The organism is Desulfotomaculum sp. (assembly GCF_982386235.1).
This window is the reverse complement of record NZ_CEVWQM010000006.1, coordinates 21671-38230: the sequence shown is the minus strand read 5'-3', so window position 1 is coordinate 38230 and position 16560 is coordinate 21671. Positions and strand designations below refer to the sequence as shown.

General features: G+C 43.6%; 26 protein-coding genes. 25 read left to right on the top strand and 1 reads right to left on the bottom strand.

Going from position 1 to position 16560, the window contains the following annotated elements; all coding sequences use genetic code 11:
• Positions 1–6: 6 nt before the first annotated feature.
• From AC1U9Z_RS05030 to AC1U9Z_RS04935, 20 genes are all read left to right on the top strand, one after another.
• Positions 7–894, top strand: coding sequence for a C2 domain-containing protein (locus AC1U9Z_RS05030; protein ID WP_479956056.1), 888 nt, complete (start codon positions 7–9; stop codon positions 892–894).
• A gap of 31 nt (positions 895–925) precedes the next feature.
• A complete protein-coding gene (locus AC1U9Z_RS05025) occupies positions 926–1801 on the top strand; it encodes a replication protein (protein ID WP_479956054.1) in 876 nt (291 codons plus the stop codon).
• Positions 1773–2528, top strand: coding sequence for an ATP-binding protein (locus AC1U9Z_RS05020; protein ID WP_479956052.1), 756 nt, complete (start codon positions 1773–1775; stop codon positions 2526–2528). Before AC1U9Z_RS05025 ends, AC1U9Z_RS05020 begins: the two co-directional genes overlap by 29 nt.
• 26 nt (positions 2529–2554) lie before the next feature.
• The gene (locus AC1U9Z_RS05015) at positions 2555–3013 is read left to right on the top strand and encodes an XF1762 family protein (RefSeq protein WP_479956050.1); all 459 of its coding nucleotides are present in this window, start codon (positions 2555–2557) and stop codon (positions 3011–3013) included.
• A 77-nt stretch (positions 3014–3090) separates the two neighbouring features.
• Entirely contained in the window at positions 3091–3855 is a 765-nt protein-coding gene (locus AC1U9Z_RS05010; protein ID WP_479956048.1) for an adenine nucleotide alpha hydrolase family protein, read from the top strand.
• 9 nt (positions 3856–3864) lie between these two features.
• Entirely contained in the window at positions 3865–4755 is an 891-nt protein-coding gene (locus AC1U9Z_RS05005) for a DNA cytosine methyltransferase (RefSeq protein WP_479956217.1), read from the top strand.
• A gap of 35 nt (positions 4756–4790) precedes the next feature.
• Positions 4791–5207 carry a hypothetical protein gene (locus AC1U9Z_RS05000; RefSeq protein ID WP_479956046.1) on the top strand — a complete coding sequence of 139 codons (417 nt, stop codon included), beginning with the start codon at positions 4791–4793 and terminating at the stop codon, positions 5205–5207.
• Between the two features lie 4 nt (positions 5208–5211).
• The gene (locus AC1U9Z_RS04995; RefSeq protein WP_479956044.1) at positions 5212–5523 is read left to right on the top strand and encodes a hypothetical protein; all 312 of its coding nucleotides are present in this window, start codon (positions 5212–5214) and stop codon (positions 5521–5523) included.
• Between the two features lie 12 nt (positions 5524–5535).
• Positions 5536–6081 carry a hypothetical protein gene (locus tag AC1U9Z_RS04990; protein WP_479956043.1) on the top strand — a complete coding sequence of 182 codons (546 nt, stop codon included), beginning with the start codon at positions 5536–5538 and terminating at the stop codon, positions 6079–6081.
• Positions 6081–6356, top strand: coding sequence for a hypothetical protein (locus AC1U9Z_RS04985; RefSeq protein ID WP_479956041.1), 276 nt, complete (start codon positions 6081–6083; stop codon positions 6354–6356). The genes AC1U9Z_RS04990 and AC1U9Z_RS04985 overlap by 1 nt, the downstream gene beginning before the upstream one ends.
• Positions 6349–6711 (top strand): RusA family crossover junction endodeoxyribonuclease, encoded by a 363-nt coding sequence (locus AC1U9Z_RS04980; RefSeq protein WP_479956039.1) that lies wholly within the window; start codon positions 6349–6351, stop codon positions 6709–6711. Before AC1U9Z_RS04985 ends, AC1U9Z_RS04980 begins: the two co-directional genes overlap by 8 nt.
• 262 nt (positions 6712–6973) lie before the next feature.
• Entirely contained in the window at positions 6974–7156 is a 183-nt protein-coding gene (locus tag AC1U9Z_RS04975; protein ID WP_479956037.1) for a hypothetical protein, read from the top strand.
• A 13-nt stretch (positions 7157–7169) separates the two neighbouring features.
• Positions 7170–7478, top strand: a complete 309-nt coding sequence (locus AC1U9Z_RS04970; RefSeq protein WP_479956035.1) for a hypothetical protein — start codon at positions 7170–7172, stop codon at positions 7476–7478.
• 164 nt (positions 7479–7642) lie between these two features.
• The gene (locus AC1U9Z_RS04965) at positions 7643–8035 is read left to right on the top strand and encodes a hypothetical protein (protein ID WP_479956033.1); all 393 of its coding nucleotides are present in this window, start codon (positions 7643–7645) and stop codon (positions 8033–8035) included.
• A gap of 2 nt (positions 8036–8037) precedes the next feature.
• Positions 8038–8193 (top strand): hypothetical protein, encoded by a 156-nt coding sequence (locus tag AC1U9Z_RS04960; protein ID WP_479956031.1) that lies wholly within the window; start codon positions 8038–8040, stop codon positions 8191–8193.
• 272 nt (positions 8194–8465) lie between these two features.
• Positions 8466–8654: a hypothetical protein gene (locus AC1U9Z_RS04955; protein WP_479956029.1), complete on the top strand. Its 189-nt coding sequence runs from the start codon at positions 8466–8468 to the stop codon at positions 8652–8654.
• A 26-nt stretch (positions 8655–8680) separates the two neighbouring features.
• Positions 8681–8965 carry a hypothetical protein gene (locus AC1U9Z_RS04950; protein WP_479956027.1) on the top strand — a complete coding sequence of 95 codons (285 nt, stop codon included), beginning with the start codon at positions 8681–8683 and terminating at the stop codon, positions 8963–8965.
• A 130-nt stretch (positions 8966–9095) separates the two neighbouring features.
• A complete protein-coding gene (locus AC1U9Z_RS04945) occupies positions 9096–9353 on the top strand; it encodes a hypothetical protein (protein ID WP_479956025.1) in 258 nt (85 codons plus the stop codon).
• Between the two features lie 99 nt (positions 9354–9452).
• Complete coding sequence (locus AC1U9Z_RS04940; protein WP_479956023.1) at positions 9453–9593, top strand: hypothetical protein; 141 nt, start codon at positions 9453–9455, stop codon at positions 9591–9593.
• A 24-nt stretch (positions 9594–9617) separates the two neighbouring features.
• On the top strand, positions 9618–9917 hold the full coding sequence (locus tag AC1U9Z_RS04935) for a hypothetical protein (protein ID WP_479956021.1): 300 nt from the start codon (positions 9618–9620) through the stop codon (positions 9915–9917).
• 457 nt (positions 9918–10374) lie between these two features.
• Here AC1U9Z_RS04935 and AC1U9Z_RS04930 read toward each other — a convergent pair whose 3' ends face one another.
• A complete protein-coding gene (locus tag AC1U9Z_RS04930; protein WP_479956019.1) occupies positions 10375–10512 on the bottom strand; it encodes a zinc ribbon-containing protein in 138 nt (45 codons plus the stop codon).
• A 156-nt stretch (positions 10513–10668) separates the two neighbouring features.
• Between AC1U9Z_RS04930 and AC1U9Z_RS04925 the strand changes: the two genes are divergently transcribed.
• From AC1U9Z_RS04925 to AC1U9Z_RS04905, 5 genes are all read left to right on the top strand, one after another.
• Entirely contained in the window at positions 10669–11511 is an 843-nt protein-coding gene (locus tag AC1U9Z_RS04925) for a hypothetical protein (RefSeq protein WP_479956017.1), read from the top strand.
• A 77-nt stretch (positions 11512–11588) separates the two neighbouring features.
• Positions 11589–12656 (top strand): phage terminase small subunit, encoded by a 1068-nt coding sequence (terS, locus tag AC1U9Z_RS04920; RefSeq protein WP_479956015.1) that lies wholly within the window; start codon positions 11589–11591, stop codon positions 12654–12656.
• Positions 12643–14154 (top strand): AAA family ATPase, encoded by a 1512-nt coding sequence (locus AC1U9Z_RS04915; RefSeq protein ID WP_479956014.1) that lies wholly within the window; start codon positions 12643–12645, stop codon positions 14152–14154. Before terS ends, AC1U9Z_RS04915 begins: the two co-directional genes overlap by 14 nt.
• 12 nt (positions 14155–14166) lie before the next feature.
• The gene (locus AC1U9Z_RS04910; RefSeq protein ID WP_479956012.1) at positions 14167–15675 is read left to right on the top strand and encodes a phage portal protein; all 1509 of its coding nucleotides are present in this window, start codon (positions 14167–14169) and stop codon (positions 15673–15675) included.
• Complete coding sequence (locus AC1U9Z_RS04905) at positions 15662–16555, top strand: phage minor head protein (RefSeq protein ID WP_479956010.1); 894 nt, start codon at positions 15662–15664, stop codon at positions 16553–16555. The genes AC1U9Z_RS04910 and AC1U9Z_RS04905 overlap by 14 nt, the downstream gene beginning before the upstream one ends.
• The last annotated feature ends 5 nt before the right edge of the window (positions 16556–16560 follow it).

Sequence of the window (16560 nt, the reverse complement as noted above, 5' to 3'; positions counted from 1 at the left end):
GTAGTGATGAAAGTTGGACTTATCGATGTGGACGGTCACAACTTTCCGAACTTGGCACTGATGAAATTATCGGCTTACCATAAATCGCATGGCCATAGCGTTGAGTGGGTAAATCCCCTCTTTGGTACTTATGACGTTGTATATCAGTCCAAGGTATTTGATTTTACACCCGACTTCACTACCTTAATTAAGGCTGATCAGATTATTAAGGGTGGCACTGGTTATGGTTTGGAAAACAAACTACCTGTAGATGTTGAGAGTTTTTTCCCTGATTACTCCCTTTACGGTATCAAAGATACTGCCTATGGATTTTTAACAAGGGGATGCCCAAGAAACTGTGACTTTTGCATTGTAGCCAAAAAGGAAGGCTGTAAGAGCGTAAAGGTAGCGGATCTAGGCCAGTTCTGGAATGGACAAAAAGAGATTAAATTGCTTGACCCAAACCTTTTGGCCAGCACGGATCGCATGGAATTGCTAGATCAGTTAATCAAAAGCAGGGCATGGATAGACTTCACCCAGGGCCTAGATATTCGTTTAATGACTGATGATGTAATTGCCAAGATGCAGCAGTTAAAGGCTAAGATGTATCACTTTGCCTGGGACAAGGAAAAGGACAGTGAAGTCATCGTTAAAAACCTGATGCACTTTAAGGATAGGACCGGAGTGGACAGACGGAAGGCCGCAGTTTACATACTAACTAACTTCGACACTACCTTTGAATTTGATTTGTACAGGATTTACAAACTCAGAGAGATTGGGTTTGACCCTTATGTCATGATTTACGACAAGCAGAATGCCCCTCAGCGGATAAGGCATCTGCAACGGTGGGTAAACAATAAGCGACTGTTTATGATTTGTAAGCGGTTCGAGGATTACAATAGCAAGTTGGCTTAAGGTTAAGGATTAACCATCAGGGGGTTAGGGAATGGCGGATGTGCAGCTTGAAAATGGTTATACCAAAATAGCAAACGAAATATTAGAAGCCGTGGCCCGTATTAAACTGAGCCCCATGCAATATCGCCTGATATTTACTATTTGGCGTTACACCTATGGATTTAAGCGCAAAGAACACAACATGTCACTGGCTTTCCTATCTGAAGCTACCGGCTGCGACAAACGGCAAATACAACGGGAGTTAAGGGATCTTGAAGATAGGAAAATGATCTATCAAATAATTGTCAACGGAGTATCTAGAACAATAGGGTTTAACAAAAACCATGAAGAGTGGACAGAAAGTATGCCGAGCAATAAATGTATTGGTGAAACTACCAACGGTCAATCTACCAATGGTGAAATAACCATTGGTCAAGTTACCAACCCTACCCTTGGTGAAACTATCAAAGGTACCATTGGTGAAACTACCAACCAAGAAAGAAACATTAAAGAAAAATCTAAAGAAAATAGTACCCCCCTTACCCCCCAAGAAACAATCGAGGATGTTTTTAAACGTTTTCCAAGATATAGCAATATGCAGTTGACTATTATCCGGCAATACTGGGACACAGTTAGGTTTACCAGAAAGTCGGGTAAGGTCGCGTCTACAGTCGTCGCAAAGAACATGGAATATTGGGAGCGTTTTAATGCAGAGATAGTCCTTGAGGCCTTAGGTATTCACCTGCGTAAATATCAAGATAAACAGGAGGAATACACGGCTGGTATTATGCGGAGGTTAGTTAACGAGCGAGCTAAGGGAGGACAAGCTAATGCAATCGATAGGCGAGATAATGAGCAGCAGCAAGATCGTGCCCTTACCCCAGAGGAGCAAAGATTCTTTGGAATTACATCCAACGAGAGTATGTGAATATTGCCAGGGCGCCATTGAAGCCAAGGAATATGATTTTGGTATTTGCAAGAAGTGGATCTATCCGGCATGTGAGTGCAGAAGCAGGGAGTATGATCGGCTAAAAAGCGAGATGGAGCGCAGAGAAAGGCAAATACGCATTAGTAGGCTATTCAAAAACAGTAACCTTGGGAAAAGGTACTCTGGGTGCACCTTAGAGAGTTTTATAAAACGCAACGGAACCGAGCAAGGCTTCATGAAAGCCAGAAAATTTATAGCAGAATTTAGCCCCGGGGAAGGTAAGGGTCTTTTGATGTTAGGTGGTACCGGTGCAGGTAAAACGCACCTAGCGGTAGCTATCCTGCAGGAATTACTTGGCAAAGGGCACCCGTGTGTATTCTCCATAGTGCCGGAGCTGCTAGATCGTATAAGAGCAACGTATAATCGTGGATCAGACGAAAGGGAGAACCAGATTGTACAGGCAATGTACCAAGCAGAATTGGTGATACTCGATGATTTAGGAGCTGAGCAACTAACCGATTGGACATCGAATAAGCTGTACACCATAATCAATGGACTTTACAACAGGAACACTGCGGTTATTGTGACATCTAACTGCACACTGCCGGAACTCAAACAAAGGCTTACGGTTGATGGCAATAGTCGTGTGTTTAGCAGGATTGTAGATATGACTGACGGGGCTTTATTTACCGCAGATGACTACAGGCTGCGTAAGCTTAGACAGTAACCTTAGCTCATGAAGAGGGTGAGACTATGAAACAACCAAAACTCCACATAGTACCATGCTCTCTAGCCGAAGCAAATGAATTTGTTCGCCAACATCATCGCCACCATAGGCCAGTTGTCGGACACAAATTCAGCATTGCGGTAGCAGATGAATCAGGCATCATCAGAGGCGTAGCCATCGTAGGGAGACCAGTGTCACGGGTCATGGATGATAGATGGACGTTGGAGGTTAACAGAGTTGCCACAGACGGATGCGCTAACGCCTGCAGTGCTCTGTATGCTGCAGCATGGAGGGCAACCAGAGCGATGGGATATCGCAAACTGATTACTTACACACTAACTAGCGAGAGTGGGGCAAGTCTTCGTGGTGCTGGCTGGAAATGTATCGGCACAGCTGGTGGAGGATCTTGGAGTTGCCCGAGCAGACCAAGGGTGGATATGCATCCTTTGCAAACAAAGCTAAGGGGGAGGCCACATAATGATTGATTTACTAACCGCCGCAACGGTGCTGTATCTCTTGGTGCTGGCAGGGCTGGCGGTGGCAAGAAAGAGGGGTGGGTGAAGTGACGGAACCCGTGAAAGTGTACCTATCCCACGGTGGTGGGGTTAACTCCTGGGCCTTATACCTCTGGTTGATCGAGCAGGGCCAGGTGCCAGGCGTAGACTTTGAAGCTGTATTTGTCCACCATGGTTGTGATTGGCCAGAGACATATAGGTATATGGCAATGATGGAGTATCTAGGTTATCCAGTAACAGTGATTTTCCCCCAAAGGCATGGACACTGGAATCTTTACGACTATTGCAAAGATAAAAAGATGTTCCCGTCGCGGCAGCGCAGGTGGTGTACAGATCACTTTAAACTACAGGCATCACTAAGCTACTATCAGAGGCCAAGTGTGGTAATGACTGGGTTTGATGCTGGCGAAGAAAACCGAATGAAACGTCAGCAAATGTTTGAGGATGATGGTATCACCCACGATTATCCCTTAGTTACTGAGGGTATTGACCGCAAAGGGTGTATTGATATTATAAAATGCCACGGATTGTCGGTGCCGCCGAAAAGCGGCTGCTACATTTGTCCATTCCAGGGTAGGGCAGACTTTATAAAACTCAGAGAGCAAAAACCAGATTTGTTTTGCAAAGCCAAAACCTTAGAAAATCTTTGCAATGATAAACTCATTGCTTTGGGGAAACCACAGACCTACTTTCGGGATATTCCCTTAGGCGACCTAATCCAAGTCAAGGATTCCCGTGGCCGCCGGGTAGCGGTAGGCCAAACGGAAATGTTCGATAGCCACGACCGGCCACCATGCCGGTGTGGGTTGTAGGTGACGATTATGGAACTTACTCATTTTAGCATCTTTAGTGGCATTGGTGGAATAGACTTAGCTGCTGAGTGGGCTGGCTTTATCACCGTTGGACAATGCGAAATGGCTGATTATCCAACTAAGGTATTAGAAAAACACTGGCCAGATGTGCCGAGATGGAGGGATATTAAAGATGTCACGGCAGAGTCAGTCAAGGAAAGAGGAATTGCAAACATCACTATTCTCAGCGGAGGATTCCCCTGCCAGCCGTTTTCCGTGGCTGGAAAACAAAAGGGTAAAAAAGACGATCGTTACCTCTGGCCGGAAATGCTCCGGGTTATCCGAGAGCTTAAGCCAACTTGGGTACTTGGTGAGAACGTACCTGGAATCTTGCGAATTGCCGGGAGAACGGTTTGCGAGGACTTGGGGCGTGCGGGATACGCTGTCGCCGTATTTAATTTTGAAGCTGCGGCTGTCGGAGCCCCGCACCGAAGAGACAGAATCTTTTTTGTGGGCCACGCCAAACACGATGGATCATCTACCGCAGAGATCGCCAGAAGCATTACAGAGGCAAGCAACAACCACCAGGAAGGGCAGAGCAAGGCCAGCGAATCTGAGGGAACAGGTAGACCCAGAAGTGATGCGAATGTGGCCTACGCCGACAACTGGGGCAGGCTTGTGCGGCGGGACGGGGAATTTCCAGCAATTACAGAGATTAGCGAGGTATGGCGTGATTACCGAGGAGGAGCGCAAAAACATGGCACAAGGAAATGGTGGTCAGTTGAACCCAACGTGGGTAGAGTGGCTAATGGGATTCCCTCTCGGGTGGACAGACTTAGGGGTCTCGGAAATGCGGTAGTGCCACAGCAGGTTTATCCAATTATCCAGGCAATAGCGGACATAGAAAGGGGTATTGGTTAAAGATAGCAACGTTTTAATCGGGGTGGTGCAGAAATATGGCGGTCAGAGCAGTTGACTACGACAAAATAGCAGAGTATCACACCCAGGGCCTTGCCGACCAGAATATTGCAGATAAGGCCGGGTGCTCACTAGCCTCCGTGTACAAATGGCGCAAGGAGCATGGCAAAAAAGCACACAAGCGGGTAAATCCACAAATCGGCGTAGCAAAATGGGAGAAGATACCGGAACAGTTTATCTGCTTCCTGGATGGCGGCAAGCCAGTTGATTTAAGCTGGGACACGGATGAAAAAGAGTACATCAGAGATTATTGCAATAAACATGACGCAATCGTTCAAGAAGATATTTTTGTAATGAGTATAGATGTCGGCAGGGATCCTGATGACGTGTTATACCTGATACTCTGGCTGATAAGGATAGGCCAGGTTAAGTGCAAAATCATGGTTGGGATGTGATGGGTTGGTAGGAGCAACAGCGATAAGCTACGTCAAAGCGGCGATAGACTACACAGGAAGCACAGAAGTCGAGAATGTTAGCAATGCGCTTAGGGTAGTGGTAAGACAATCAATCAACAGTAAACGTTGCGACAATGCTGAAATATGGGACGAAATCGAGAGGGTTGGAATAACCAGCACCGGAGTCCTGCGTCAGTTAATTAGCCAAGTTAAAGGGCAGCGGCCAGTCATGACGCAACTGAAGCAGTATAACAGGAGGGGAGAATTACTCCGGGCCCTGGGTGGTAATAGGGATATTATGTGTTGTACTTGGTAAGGAGGGGTGTTTGTGGATAACAAATGGATGCCGATAGCCACAGAAATGGCTGAGTTGGTCAAAGAAAAAAACGAAGCCTATGGCGATGCTGTAGGTTGTAGTGACAAGTACCTGAGATTGCTTTATCCTAATGGTGTCAAGCCGGAGCAGTATAGGGACATGCTGATGTTGGTTAGGGACTTTGATAAAAACATGAGAATTGCACACCGGAAGGATGCCTTTGGCGAATCTCCTTGGCGGGATAAAATCGGGTATGCGCTGCTGGTGGTGGAGATGGATGAACGTATTGGAAAACAGCCAAAGGATGCACCGGAACGGACATGCAGTAATTGTGGTTATTATTACAAAAACGTAAAGCAAGACATAGAAGTACAATGCTGCAGTGGAAATGGAACTGGCGTTGCTTGCGAGCAGTGGAAACCGACAGTGGAGAGAAGTTGTGAGACATGTTACGGTGGTTTTATATATAACAATGGTTGGTTATGCAGATTGGGAACCATGAGCGCGGTGTGCAGAAAAGAAGGCTTTAGCAAGTGGCATCCAAAGGAGGACGAATAATGTCATGGAGATTCCCGGAAGTTAAGTTTGTGGTCACCAATACAATAGGTCAGCAAATACGACACGTGGTCTCCGAAACCTTTGAGCTGGTTGTCGCATACATTCTGTATAAGCTAGGCATTGGTAAGTGGCAAAGAGTGCTTGAGGAGGCAGCAGACCTGTATCACAGCGTAGAGTCACTTTGGAGGATATTCCTCCGGGAAGGCGTGGGGATACATTCAGAGTTTGCAAAAACGAAGGCAAAGAATTCTATAAGGGGTTATTACGATGATTAGAATAATCATTCCCGGCATCCCTCCAAGCAACAACGAATACATGGGCAACAGTCACAACCACCATATTTATCGCAATACAAAGCGAGAATGGGAAGATACAGTGCATTGGGCAGTTAAAGCCGCCGGATGGCGAGGACTGCCGTTAAATAAAGCCAGAGTGGAATTGGTTTACCACTTTCCAACTGGCCACCGAAGGGACCCTGACAACTACAGCGGAAAGTTTATTCTTGATGGGTTGAAAAAAGCAGGAGTACTGGTAGATGATAGTTTCCGCAACGTGCAGTTAGTTTTGGCGATGGGAAAAGTTGATAGGGAAAACCCGCGGGTTGAGGTGCTTGTAGAGGCGTTAGAATAGCCACCAGACTTCCAACTTTCGTTCCTGGCTGTCGATAACTAGCTAGGCAGGGTAATTATACCTGCAAGCTGGAAAAAGGCAAATAAATCACCAAATATACTATATCAGTCAATGGGTTAGTGAGTAAGGGCGGAACTTTTGTTTATGGGGGGAACGATGGATTATTTGTTTGTTTTAGTAGTTTTAGTGACAGGATTCTTTACTGGCTATAGACTTGGTTTCCTTGATGGCAGGGATGATGTTTACAAAAGGCGTGGTAACAATGACCAGAGTTAACCCAAGGAAAATCCACCGGAAAATGAAACAGGCCCAGAGGAACCACAGGGACAAGCAGGCGGCACATGCCAAGGCAATGGAGCGGCATGTTGCAGTAAGAAAAGCCAGGCTGGAGTGGATATGCGGGATGATGCAGCAGGCCTTGCGGGGGCCAGTGGATTTGAGGTGAAGGAGGCGGTAAAGTGGATCGCACAAAAGTAAAACTTTTCAAGATGAATGACTATGACTGGGTGGCTGCAGAATCGGCAGAACAGGCCAACGAATGGTATAAAAAAGAACATGGGTTATCTGACGAAGATCAACCATTGGAAGAAGTTACGGAAGAACCAAACACAAAAACTTTCTTAACACCAGTTGAAGATTTAATTGAAAGTGATAAATTAATGGGCTTCGAAATTATAAAGGGGCACGCAAAAATACCATTTACCCATATTTTAGCCACTTTAGAAGAAATTAATGAACCTTTCATGGTTGGTTCAACAGAGTGGTAAAAAGGTGAGATAACTTTGCACCCTTCTGCGGGAGTCGGCCAGGTCGAGCATCCTGGTCCTGCGGTTGCGGCAAGTAATAAATAACTGGTTTGTTCTATCCAATTTGTATTGCCGGGCTGGTCTGCGGGGCTGGCCCGGAGGAATCTTTTTAAGCAGGTGATTGAATGATTAGTTTAGATAAAGCCAAGACCTTGAAGGAAGCAGGGTTGGAGTGGGAGCCAACAAACGGTGACTGTGTATCTGACAGCATTTGGGGTGGTGACATTGGTTTAGTAACTGGTGTTTCTAAATACAATGGCAGTCATGTTTTTACCTTGCGGTTTCTTGAAGGTGGTTATCACGTTACGAAAGCAAAACATTGTATTTGGCTCCCGCGCCTTGACCAATTGTTATCGGAGATTTGTAGACACGAAAACCTTGCTATTCAATTAACTAGGATAGACGGTCAGTCAAAATGGCAATTTTATTGCGGGGCAACTGCAAAAATGTATTATGCCGATACCTCAGAAGATGCTGTGGCAAGTGCTTTAATTCAGATACTGCAGCAGAGGTATTAAGTATGTTTATCTTAATTGAAATAGACGGAGACTTTACGCTTGGTATAGATTGGCACAAAAGAATAAAGGGAGTAAGGCTTGGTTTTATAGCAATACACTTAATATTCGCCAAACATTCGGAGGTGTTTGATCTAAAGAAAGATAAGGCGGTGGAATAAATGGGTTACTGGTTCTTGCACTTCGGTTACTGGCCTTATTGGAAAATAAGTCCTTGGGTTATGGCAAGATTTACTGAGATTTTTAAACCTGAGAAGTATAAACCAAAGGCTATGGCGAGGGAGCGGAGAGTATCACCAAGAGCACGCGCAAACCTACCCTGGGGATGTCGCAAGCGGGACGGGGAGGAAGTGGTTGCCTTGGGATGAAACAGAAGCCTTTCAGATGCAGTATAAGCGAACATGCTTGGCAGCGGTGGAAAGAGCGAAGTGGCGTGCTAATTAAGCGTGCTAAGCTTGCAAGGATGGTAAGCGATAAGCTGAACGAAGCCCTTGGGCCGGGGCTGGTATTTGATCGCTCTGGCATAGGATTAGTTGAGGTTCAGGAAGGACTCTGGGCGGTGGTGGATTTGTCGATGAGAGTGGTTACGTTTTTGGAGAGTGAAAGGGAAATGGTGGGGTAGTGAGTGGTTGCGAAGGAGTGAAAGTTTTGACTGAAATCGAAATCAGTATCGAAAGAGCGTTAGTGAGGCTAGATTTTATAAGAAAATACGAGTTGCAGCCAGCTGATAAGTTGAGTTTTGCAGCGATTAAAATGGCAACAAATGCACTAGAAAAACAGGTACCAAAAAAACCAAAAATTGAAAAATGGGAACCAGCCCTATGCCCTGCATGCGGGGAAGAACTTAGTGAGAATTTAGGTGACGGTTATTATAAACATTACTACGGCAAAACCATATGTGAGTGTGGACAGAAACTGAAATGGGAAGAGTGAACATTTCAATCAAAATGCGCCATGGTAAAAATGCCCCTCAAGCCTCGATATTACTGGGCTGATGTCAATTCCACAAACAGTATTTTTTTGCTGGTATTTTACTATATGAACAAAGAAAGTGGTTGATAAAATGCAATCATTATTTTGCTACAGAATATCAAAAGATGCTAATTTAGCCTATGATATTGAAACCGGAGAACCTGCTGAATGTTATGTGTCTTTTTCTATCAAGGATAATAATGACAATGTTATTGATATATCAGAAGATATGTACCACAAAAAACACGCCCAATTAATTAAACCGTTAGCTAAAGAATCAGGATTACAAGAAGATTGGTTTGAACCTATCAGCATTGAGGAATATGAAGAAAGTCAGGAGGACGATTGATGCTACAGGAGTTTGTTTCATGCGGTGACTGTCTGTGTGGTGATTGCAGGAATAAAATATTGGCTATGTGCGATTTAGCTGGATGTGATAATCCTTGCATTGAGTGCCAGGGAGATCCGCCATACCAGGGCGAGAAATGTGATGACTGGAGAAAATGCTGTTAAAAATTTACGCAGCACCATAGAAAACAAAAGCCCCACCAGCATGGGCAGAGCTGAGACCTTAGCAACCTCAGTATAACATAATCGTGGGGGGTGGGGGAAGATGGGTAATCCTAGCTTAAAAGAAGAAGCACAAATAGCTGAGAAGCAGGTAACCAAGGCTGCCAGGGAAAGTGCAGAGAAGATAAGAGACAGAAACGAAAAGGAAATGGTGCCTCTGCTACATGCCGACAGCGCGTCGTTTTGGGCTTGGTGGGGAAGGACAAGCCCGCCGAATAACAACGAGAAAGAGGTACTACATGGTGGGGCTATAAAGCTTGGTGGGGGAAGCAAAAGCAAGAGGGCTAAGAAACAGCCAAAGAAAGATATTTGCATATCTCCATGGGTGGCAGACTATAGATAAATAATGTTATAATAAAAAGTTGACTAATTATTGACAACCATGTTATAATTGCCCCATAGGGGTACGCCCTAGACACTTTTAGGAGACATACTCATAATTAATAAAACCGCCAGCAGATGGCGGTTTTTGTTTTGCTTAGGAAGGTCGGTGTCCATAATGGCGTTCGATAAAACAGAATTATTGATATACTGTCAGATGGTACGACGAGGCAAGCCAGCGGCTTCGATGCCGATTAAAGATATATATATCAGCGAGGCAATAGCTATAGTTAAGGAATCTAACCTTAGGGCGCATATTGAACTACTAGTTGACAGGTGGATCACGCTATGGATATACAAACATCCTCACATACTTGAAATAATCAAGACCGTTCCAGATAAACCGGAGACGGCCTTTGATCATTGGGTACTAGGCAAATTATTTGGTTACGACGAAAGCTCTATCGGTGAGTTTTTAACTACACACGATTAAATTCAGTACCGGCGCACTTGGGGCATGGTGGTAATGTATCAGTGCTATCATCTAGTCTTACTATTTGGCCACACTTTTTACATTGATAGTTGCCCTTACCTGGTTTTTCTCCTGTGGTTGGCATAGAAACACCTCCTTTCGATGGAATAGTCACAGAACAATGACAATCTTCCACAGTAAAGGAGGTTTTCCTTTATCTAACAATGTCGGTATATGGTGGAATTTGTGTGAAGGAACAACTCCTTTGATGCCGAAGTTTGGCGGTAGAGGGGGAATACTGATGGGTGAAAAAGATTGCTTCTTGTTAACAAACATAAAAATAGATAACAAGGTATATCGAATAAATGAGTATATCAGTCTAATTCAAGATCCTATTCGTGTTAATAGTACAATAGTACAAACTGAAAATATTAAGGATTGTTATGAAAGTAACGGGGTGTTATTTTACAGAGCGTTGCAGGTAGCTTTACCTTGTGCCAATATTATGGTTGACAAGTGCGATACGGGTTGTGGAACATTGTATGAGTGTCTTAAAACTTGGAATACACCATTAATAAACTATTATGGTGCTAAGGGTAATGAAATTGAAGAGGCAAATACCGACTTATTGATAACAGAAGAAACTATTAATTTAATAAAAAAGGTTCATAATATTGTAATTAAACATAATAAAGTCTCTAATGAATCCAGAGATAACCATAAATGGGAACCATCGCGATGGACTTATGCATTTCAGCAATATGTAAGCGCTTGTAGTAGTATAACAATAGACAATAGTATATTACACATAATTACAGGATTAGAATCCTTATTGGTTAAAGGAGATGGTCAGCTTTCTTATAAGGTTTCCTTAAATGCCAGCTTAATAGTTGAAGATGATTTGGAAAAAAGGAAAGATATTTATAAACTTGTAAAAAAAATATATGACTTTCGTAGCAAGGTCGTTCATGGCGAGGTTAAAAATGTTGTAAAGACATTATCAGAAAGTGATATTTATACTAAGTACTTTAGAATCAGAGAAATATTGTCAAATGTATTAATTAAATTATTTGACATGAGTGAAGACTTGGTATTTGAAAAAATAGATGAAACAATATTTAGTAGCCCTTCGTTTAAGAAATAAGTAAAATTAGACAACAATTAGAGCCTCCGGGCTCTTTTTCTTATGCACTAAACAACAGACACAAAGCAGGTGAGGTGATGGCCAGAGGCAGAAGCCCTGAACGAGATAAGGCGTTTGAATTATACCAGCAACACAACGGAGAAATTACTAACCGAGAAATAGCCAACCAACTTGGATTATCAGAAAAGACGGTTAGTGGCTGGAAGTGTAAAGATAAATGGGATAAGCAACTTAATGGAGTACTCCAAAAGGAAATTCGGAGTACTCCAAATAATACGGAGTACTCCGAAAGACAAGAGGAGACGCCGCCCTTCCCCGGCCAATGCGAAGCCATCGGCCACAAGACTGGCAAGCGGTGCCGTAGGAAGGCGATACAGGGAGAAAAGTTTTGCGCTTACCACCTAGACGGCTATAGGGAAGATCAATGCACAGCCAAATCTAGGCAGACTAAAGAACGATGCAAAAACCAAGCGGAACCAGGCAGACGGACGTGCAAGTTTCATGGTGGGCGTAGTAATGGGCCTATTGGTTATCAAAATGGATTGAAGCATGGGTTCTTTGCTAAGATATTCCCTGATGATGAGGAGACTAGGGCCTTAGTGGATGAGATTATTAATAAGTCACCCCTTGATATCCTTTGGGAGAACATAACAATACAGTATCTTGCCATTGCCCGGGCTCAGAAGATTATGTTTGTTACAGACAAGCATGAAATGATAAAGGAGTTAAAAAAATTTAAGAGCCAGCGTGATTCAAATCCTCGTCATGATCCAAAAGTACCAGACAGTGAGCCATTCGAAGAAACTTACAGGGAAGAAGAGTGGGAGTTTCAATTTGCCTGGGATCGTCAGGCTACATTGTTAAACGCCCAAGCGAAGGCAATGAAAACACTGGATGGGCTTATTTCTCGCTATGAGGAATTGGTGGAGAAATACGAAAAGCGTGGGTATGTTGTTGAGGAACACCGGCTGATGGTGGAGAAGTTGAAGTCCGATATAAGCACAACAAAATCGAGACTTGATTTAGAGAAGGCAAGACTCCTGCTTGAAGTCAAAAAAATAGACGGTGAATCAAAGGAAAATCAGCATGCCAATGCATTACGCCGGAAAATGGCCGAGAGGAAAATAAAAAATGGAGATGCTTAACCGTTTCCTTGAGGCGTTGGACTTAATTGGCAAAGATACCCTTGATTTGATTGAGATAGAGGGTATAAATCTAGTCTCTGCAGCGGAAAAGATTGAACAAATAGACTATGATCAACTGATTGATCTTTATTACAATGATCCAGTTGGTTTTGCAGAGGATGTTTTGGATTTTTACCCGGACGACAAACAGAAAGAGATTATGTTTTCCGTCCGGGACAATAAAAGAACCTCCGTCCGGTCTGGCCAAGGTGTAGGTAAAACTGCAACCGTGGCCTGTATTATTATCTGGTATATGCTGTTCCGGAATAATGCCAAGATTATAGCCACAGCACCAACCAGGCAGCAGTTAAATATTGTACTCTGGCCAGAGATAGCTAAATGGCTTTCTAATACCTATGCAGATAATTTCTTAACTTTAACAAAAACCATGCTATACATGAATGGCTACGAGTTAGAGTGGTTTGCCACCGCCAAAACTGCCACCAAAAAAGAAAATATGGCCGGATTGCACGCGGATAATATGCTAATTATCGTAGATGAAGCTTCTGGTGTATCGAATGAAATTCTCGAAACCTTATTGGGCACCATCACCGGCATAGACAACAAAATTTTATTCATCTCCAACCCTACAAGAAACAGTGGCATATTCTACGATTCCCACCATAAGGACCGGGACCAATTTAATTGCATTCATATTAATGCTGAGCAATGTGAGCGTACCGATAAAGAAAATATAGAAATGCTCAAACGTAAATACGGTGCCGACAGCAACGTTGTTAAAGTCCGAGTAACAGGTGACTTCCCTGATCAAGAAGATGATGTATTTATCCAACTTTATCTAGTTATGCGGGGAGTTAATACTGACTACGACGACAGCCAGCCGGTTGTGAGTATACATATTGCTTGTGATGTAGCGAGGCATGGTGATGATGAAACAGTTATCGGTACTAAGATAAATAAAAAGGTGCTTCCTTTCCTGATACGTCGAGGGCAAGACACTATGAAAACCGTTGGCGATATCATGCGGATAGCTAACCATCTACATGACAAATATCCCGGAGTAAGCATACCAGTTAAGATTGACGATACTGGCGTTGGTGGCGGAGTTACCGACCGACTAAAAGAAATCAAAGAGCTAGAGTGTTTAGATTGGCTTCGCATCATTCCTGTAACGTTTGGAACACCGATTCAGCACAAATATTATTATGACTTCACCACTTTGATGGGTGGAATAGTTAAGGAACTGCTTCAAGAGTTTGACGAACAAGGCAACCCAAAAGAATGCGAGTTGGTGTTACCTAACGACGATGAACTCATTGCGCAATTGACGGTCAGGAAATATGCTATTCACGATTCAAGAGGAAAAATCAAGCTTGAGAGCAAGAAAGAAATGAAAAAGCGCGGACTGAAATCACCAGACAGGGCAGACTGTCTTTTTTTATTGTGCCTGCCGGTCAAAGACCCGCAAGCCAAACGCGAAAGGAAAAATCATTTCTAAGAAGGTGAGGCTTTGCAAAAAGTAAGGGCCAAAATAATTACTGGTATCAGTAAATCTGAAGCACCAACAGCAAAAAATGCTGACGAAAAACAATATTCCGTTGCCGATGTGCTTGAACCAAAGTATCCAATCCGGGATCTTCTGGAAATGAAAGAGATGTCTACAATCCTACCACAGTGTATCGAAGCCTATAAGCAAAATATAGTCGGCTTTGGATACAAACTAAAGTACAGAGGTGACGAAACCAAAGACAAGGAAACCCCCGAAATGATTACAGAATGGAACAGGGTGGACTCAGCACTCAAATACATGCATATGGATAAACCCTTTGTTGATGTACTGAAAGAAGCCATAGATGACCGGGAAGCCTGTGGGAATGGATATATTGAAGTAATCCGGAACGGCAAAGGGGAAGTTGTGGAACTTGAAAAAGTAGAGGATGCTGCCAGTATAAAGACAACAAAAAAAGATGCACCCATTGATGTTAGTTTTTATCGAGATGGAAATAAATTTTCACGTAGGAAGAAGTTCCGACGCTATGTTCAAATAATTAATGGTTCAAAAGAAGTTTGGTTTAAGGAATTTGGCGATCCCCGAGTTATGGATTTTAGGACAGGTGCATTTGATGACAAAACGCCGGCAGAATATCAGGCTAACGAAATTCTACATCTAAAAATTGGCAATGGGGCCTATGGCATACCTCGATGGATATCGGCGTTGATGGACATGTACGGGAGCCGTAATGCATCAGAGCTTAACTATCGGTACTTTAAACAAGGGCGGCACCTACCGGCAGCTATTCTCATCAAAAACGGTCGACTAACAGAAGATAGCGAAGGCGCTCTAACCGAATATGTTTCTTCGGTAGAAGGACAGGAGAATGCTCATAAATTTCTACTCTTAGAAGCAGAGGCTCTTGAACCAGAAAACAGCCTGGGTCTTGAAAAAGAAAAGGCCAGTGTTGACATTGAAATCAAGCCACTGGCTGAAATGCTGCAGCGGGACGGATTGTTTGTTAATTACGATGATAAAAACCGCCAAAAGGTTCAGTCCCATTTCCGACTGCCGGACCTGTATATTGGTTACTCAAAGGATTATAACCGTGCTACTGCAGAGACAGTCATGCAGGTAACAGAGCAGCAAGTGTTTATCCCTGAGAGAAATTCCTTGTCCTTCATGATCACAAATCTATTACTGGCCGACTATGAACTGAAATATGTGGACATTGAACTAAGAAACCCTGACATTAGCAATCCGTCAGATATTACTGCGATTCTAGGAGCGATCAACGAGATTGGTGGGGTAGCAATCAATGATACCCGCGAGTTGCTGGGTAATGTTCTGGGTAAACAACTAGAGAATTTCGATGACGAGCGGGCCAATCTGCCAACCGCCTTATTGAATCAGGGCCCTGCATTGCCGGGATTGTTCCTGAAATCCGCCAATGGGCAGGAAAATATCCATGGCATATTAAAAGACCTGCGGGACGTTCTGGAGGAACTGAAGCATGGGGAAAATTGAACGCCTATTAAAATCACTCAGTGCCATCATTAAAGAAGAGGAAGAAGATATAACCGAACTGGTTCCAGAGTTTCCCGGGATTGAGAAGGTTCCTGATTACATCGAAGAATATGAAAAAAAGGTGGCTAAACTACTCCGCGCACAACGGAAATATTTCATTAATGGGATTAATGCCTACCTAGCCAAAGACAGTACTTTTGAAAGCCTACTTGATTATATAAAAGAGCTATTTAAAACAGATGTCTTCCCCGAAGAGATGGAGGAGACAACTAAAGAATTCCTGACCATGAATATTGAGGAATTGACATCAGTCATCATGGATGCAATTGACCGGGATGTTGCCTTTGAGGTTATCTCTGGACGGACGGTAAAATGGATTGAAGAATGGTCACATGACTTATCACTCTTGATGCAGTTGAATACCCACCGAGCCATTGAAGATGCCCTGAAAAAGGCAATCGAAGATGGTGAAGGGATTGAAAAGGCTGTGCAGGTAATCAAGGATTTGCCACAGTTTGACCGGTCCAGGGCTAGGAACACTGCTATTACCGAGATTTTGACCGCCAGCAGCCGAAGTCAATGGGAAGCTTATCACCAAAGCCCAGCAGTGAGCGGAAAAACATGGTTACATTCAGGAAGCAAGAAAAATAACCCCAGACCTGCACATGTGGCCCTGAGTGGCACTACAGTACTGGTGGACGAAAAGTTTGACGTTAATGGCCACGAGGCTGATTACCCTAGAGACACTTCCCTTCCAGGATCAGAAAGAATCAAATGTCACTGTGTGCTAAGTCCGGCAGTGGATGTAAAAATTCTTGGACTGACTAAGGGAGAAAAAGAAAAGATCCGCCAGGAGGTATTAGAGGAAATGAATAAATAACGTCG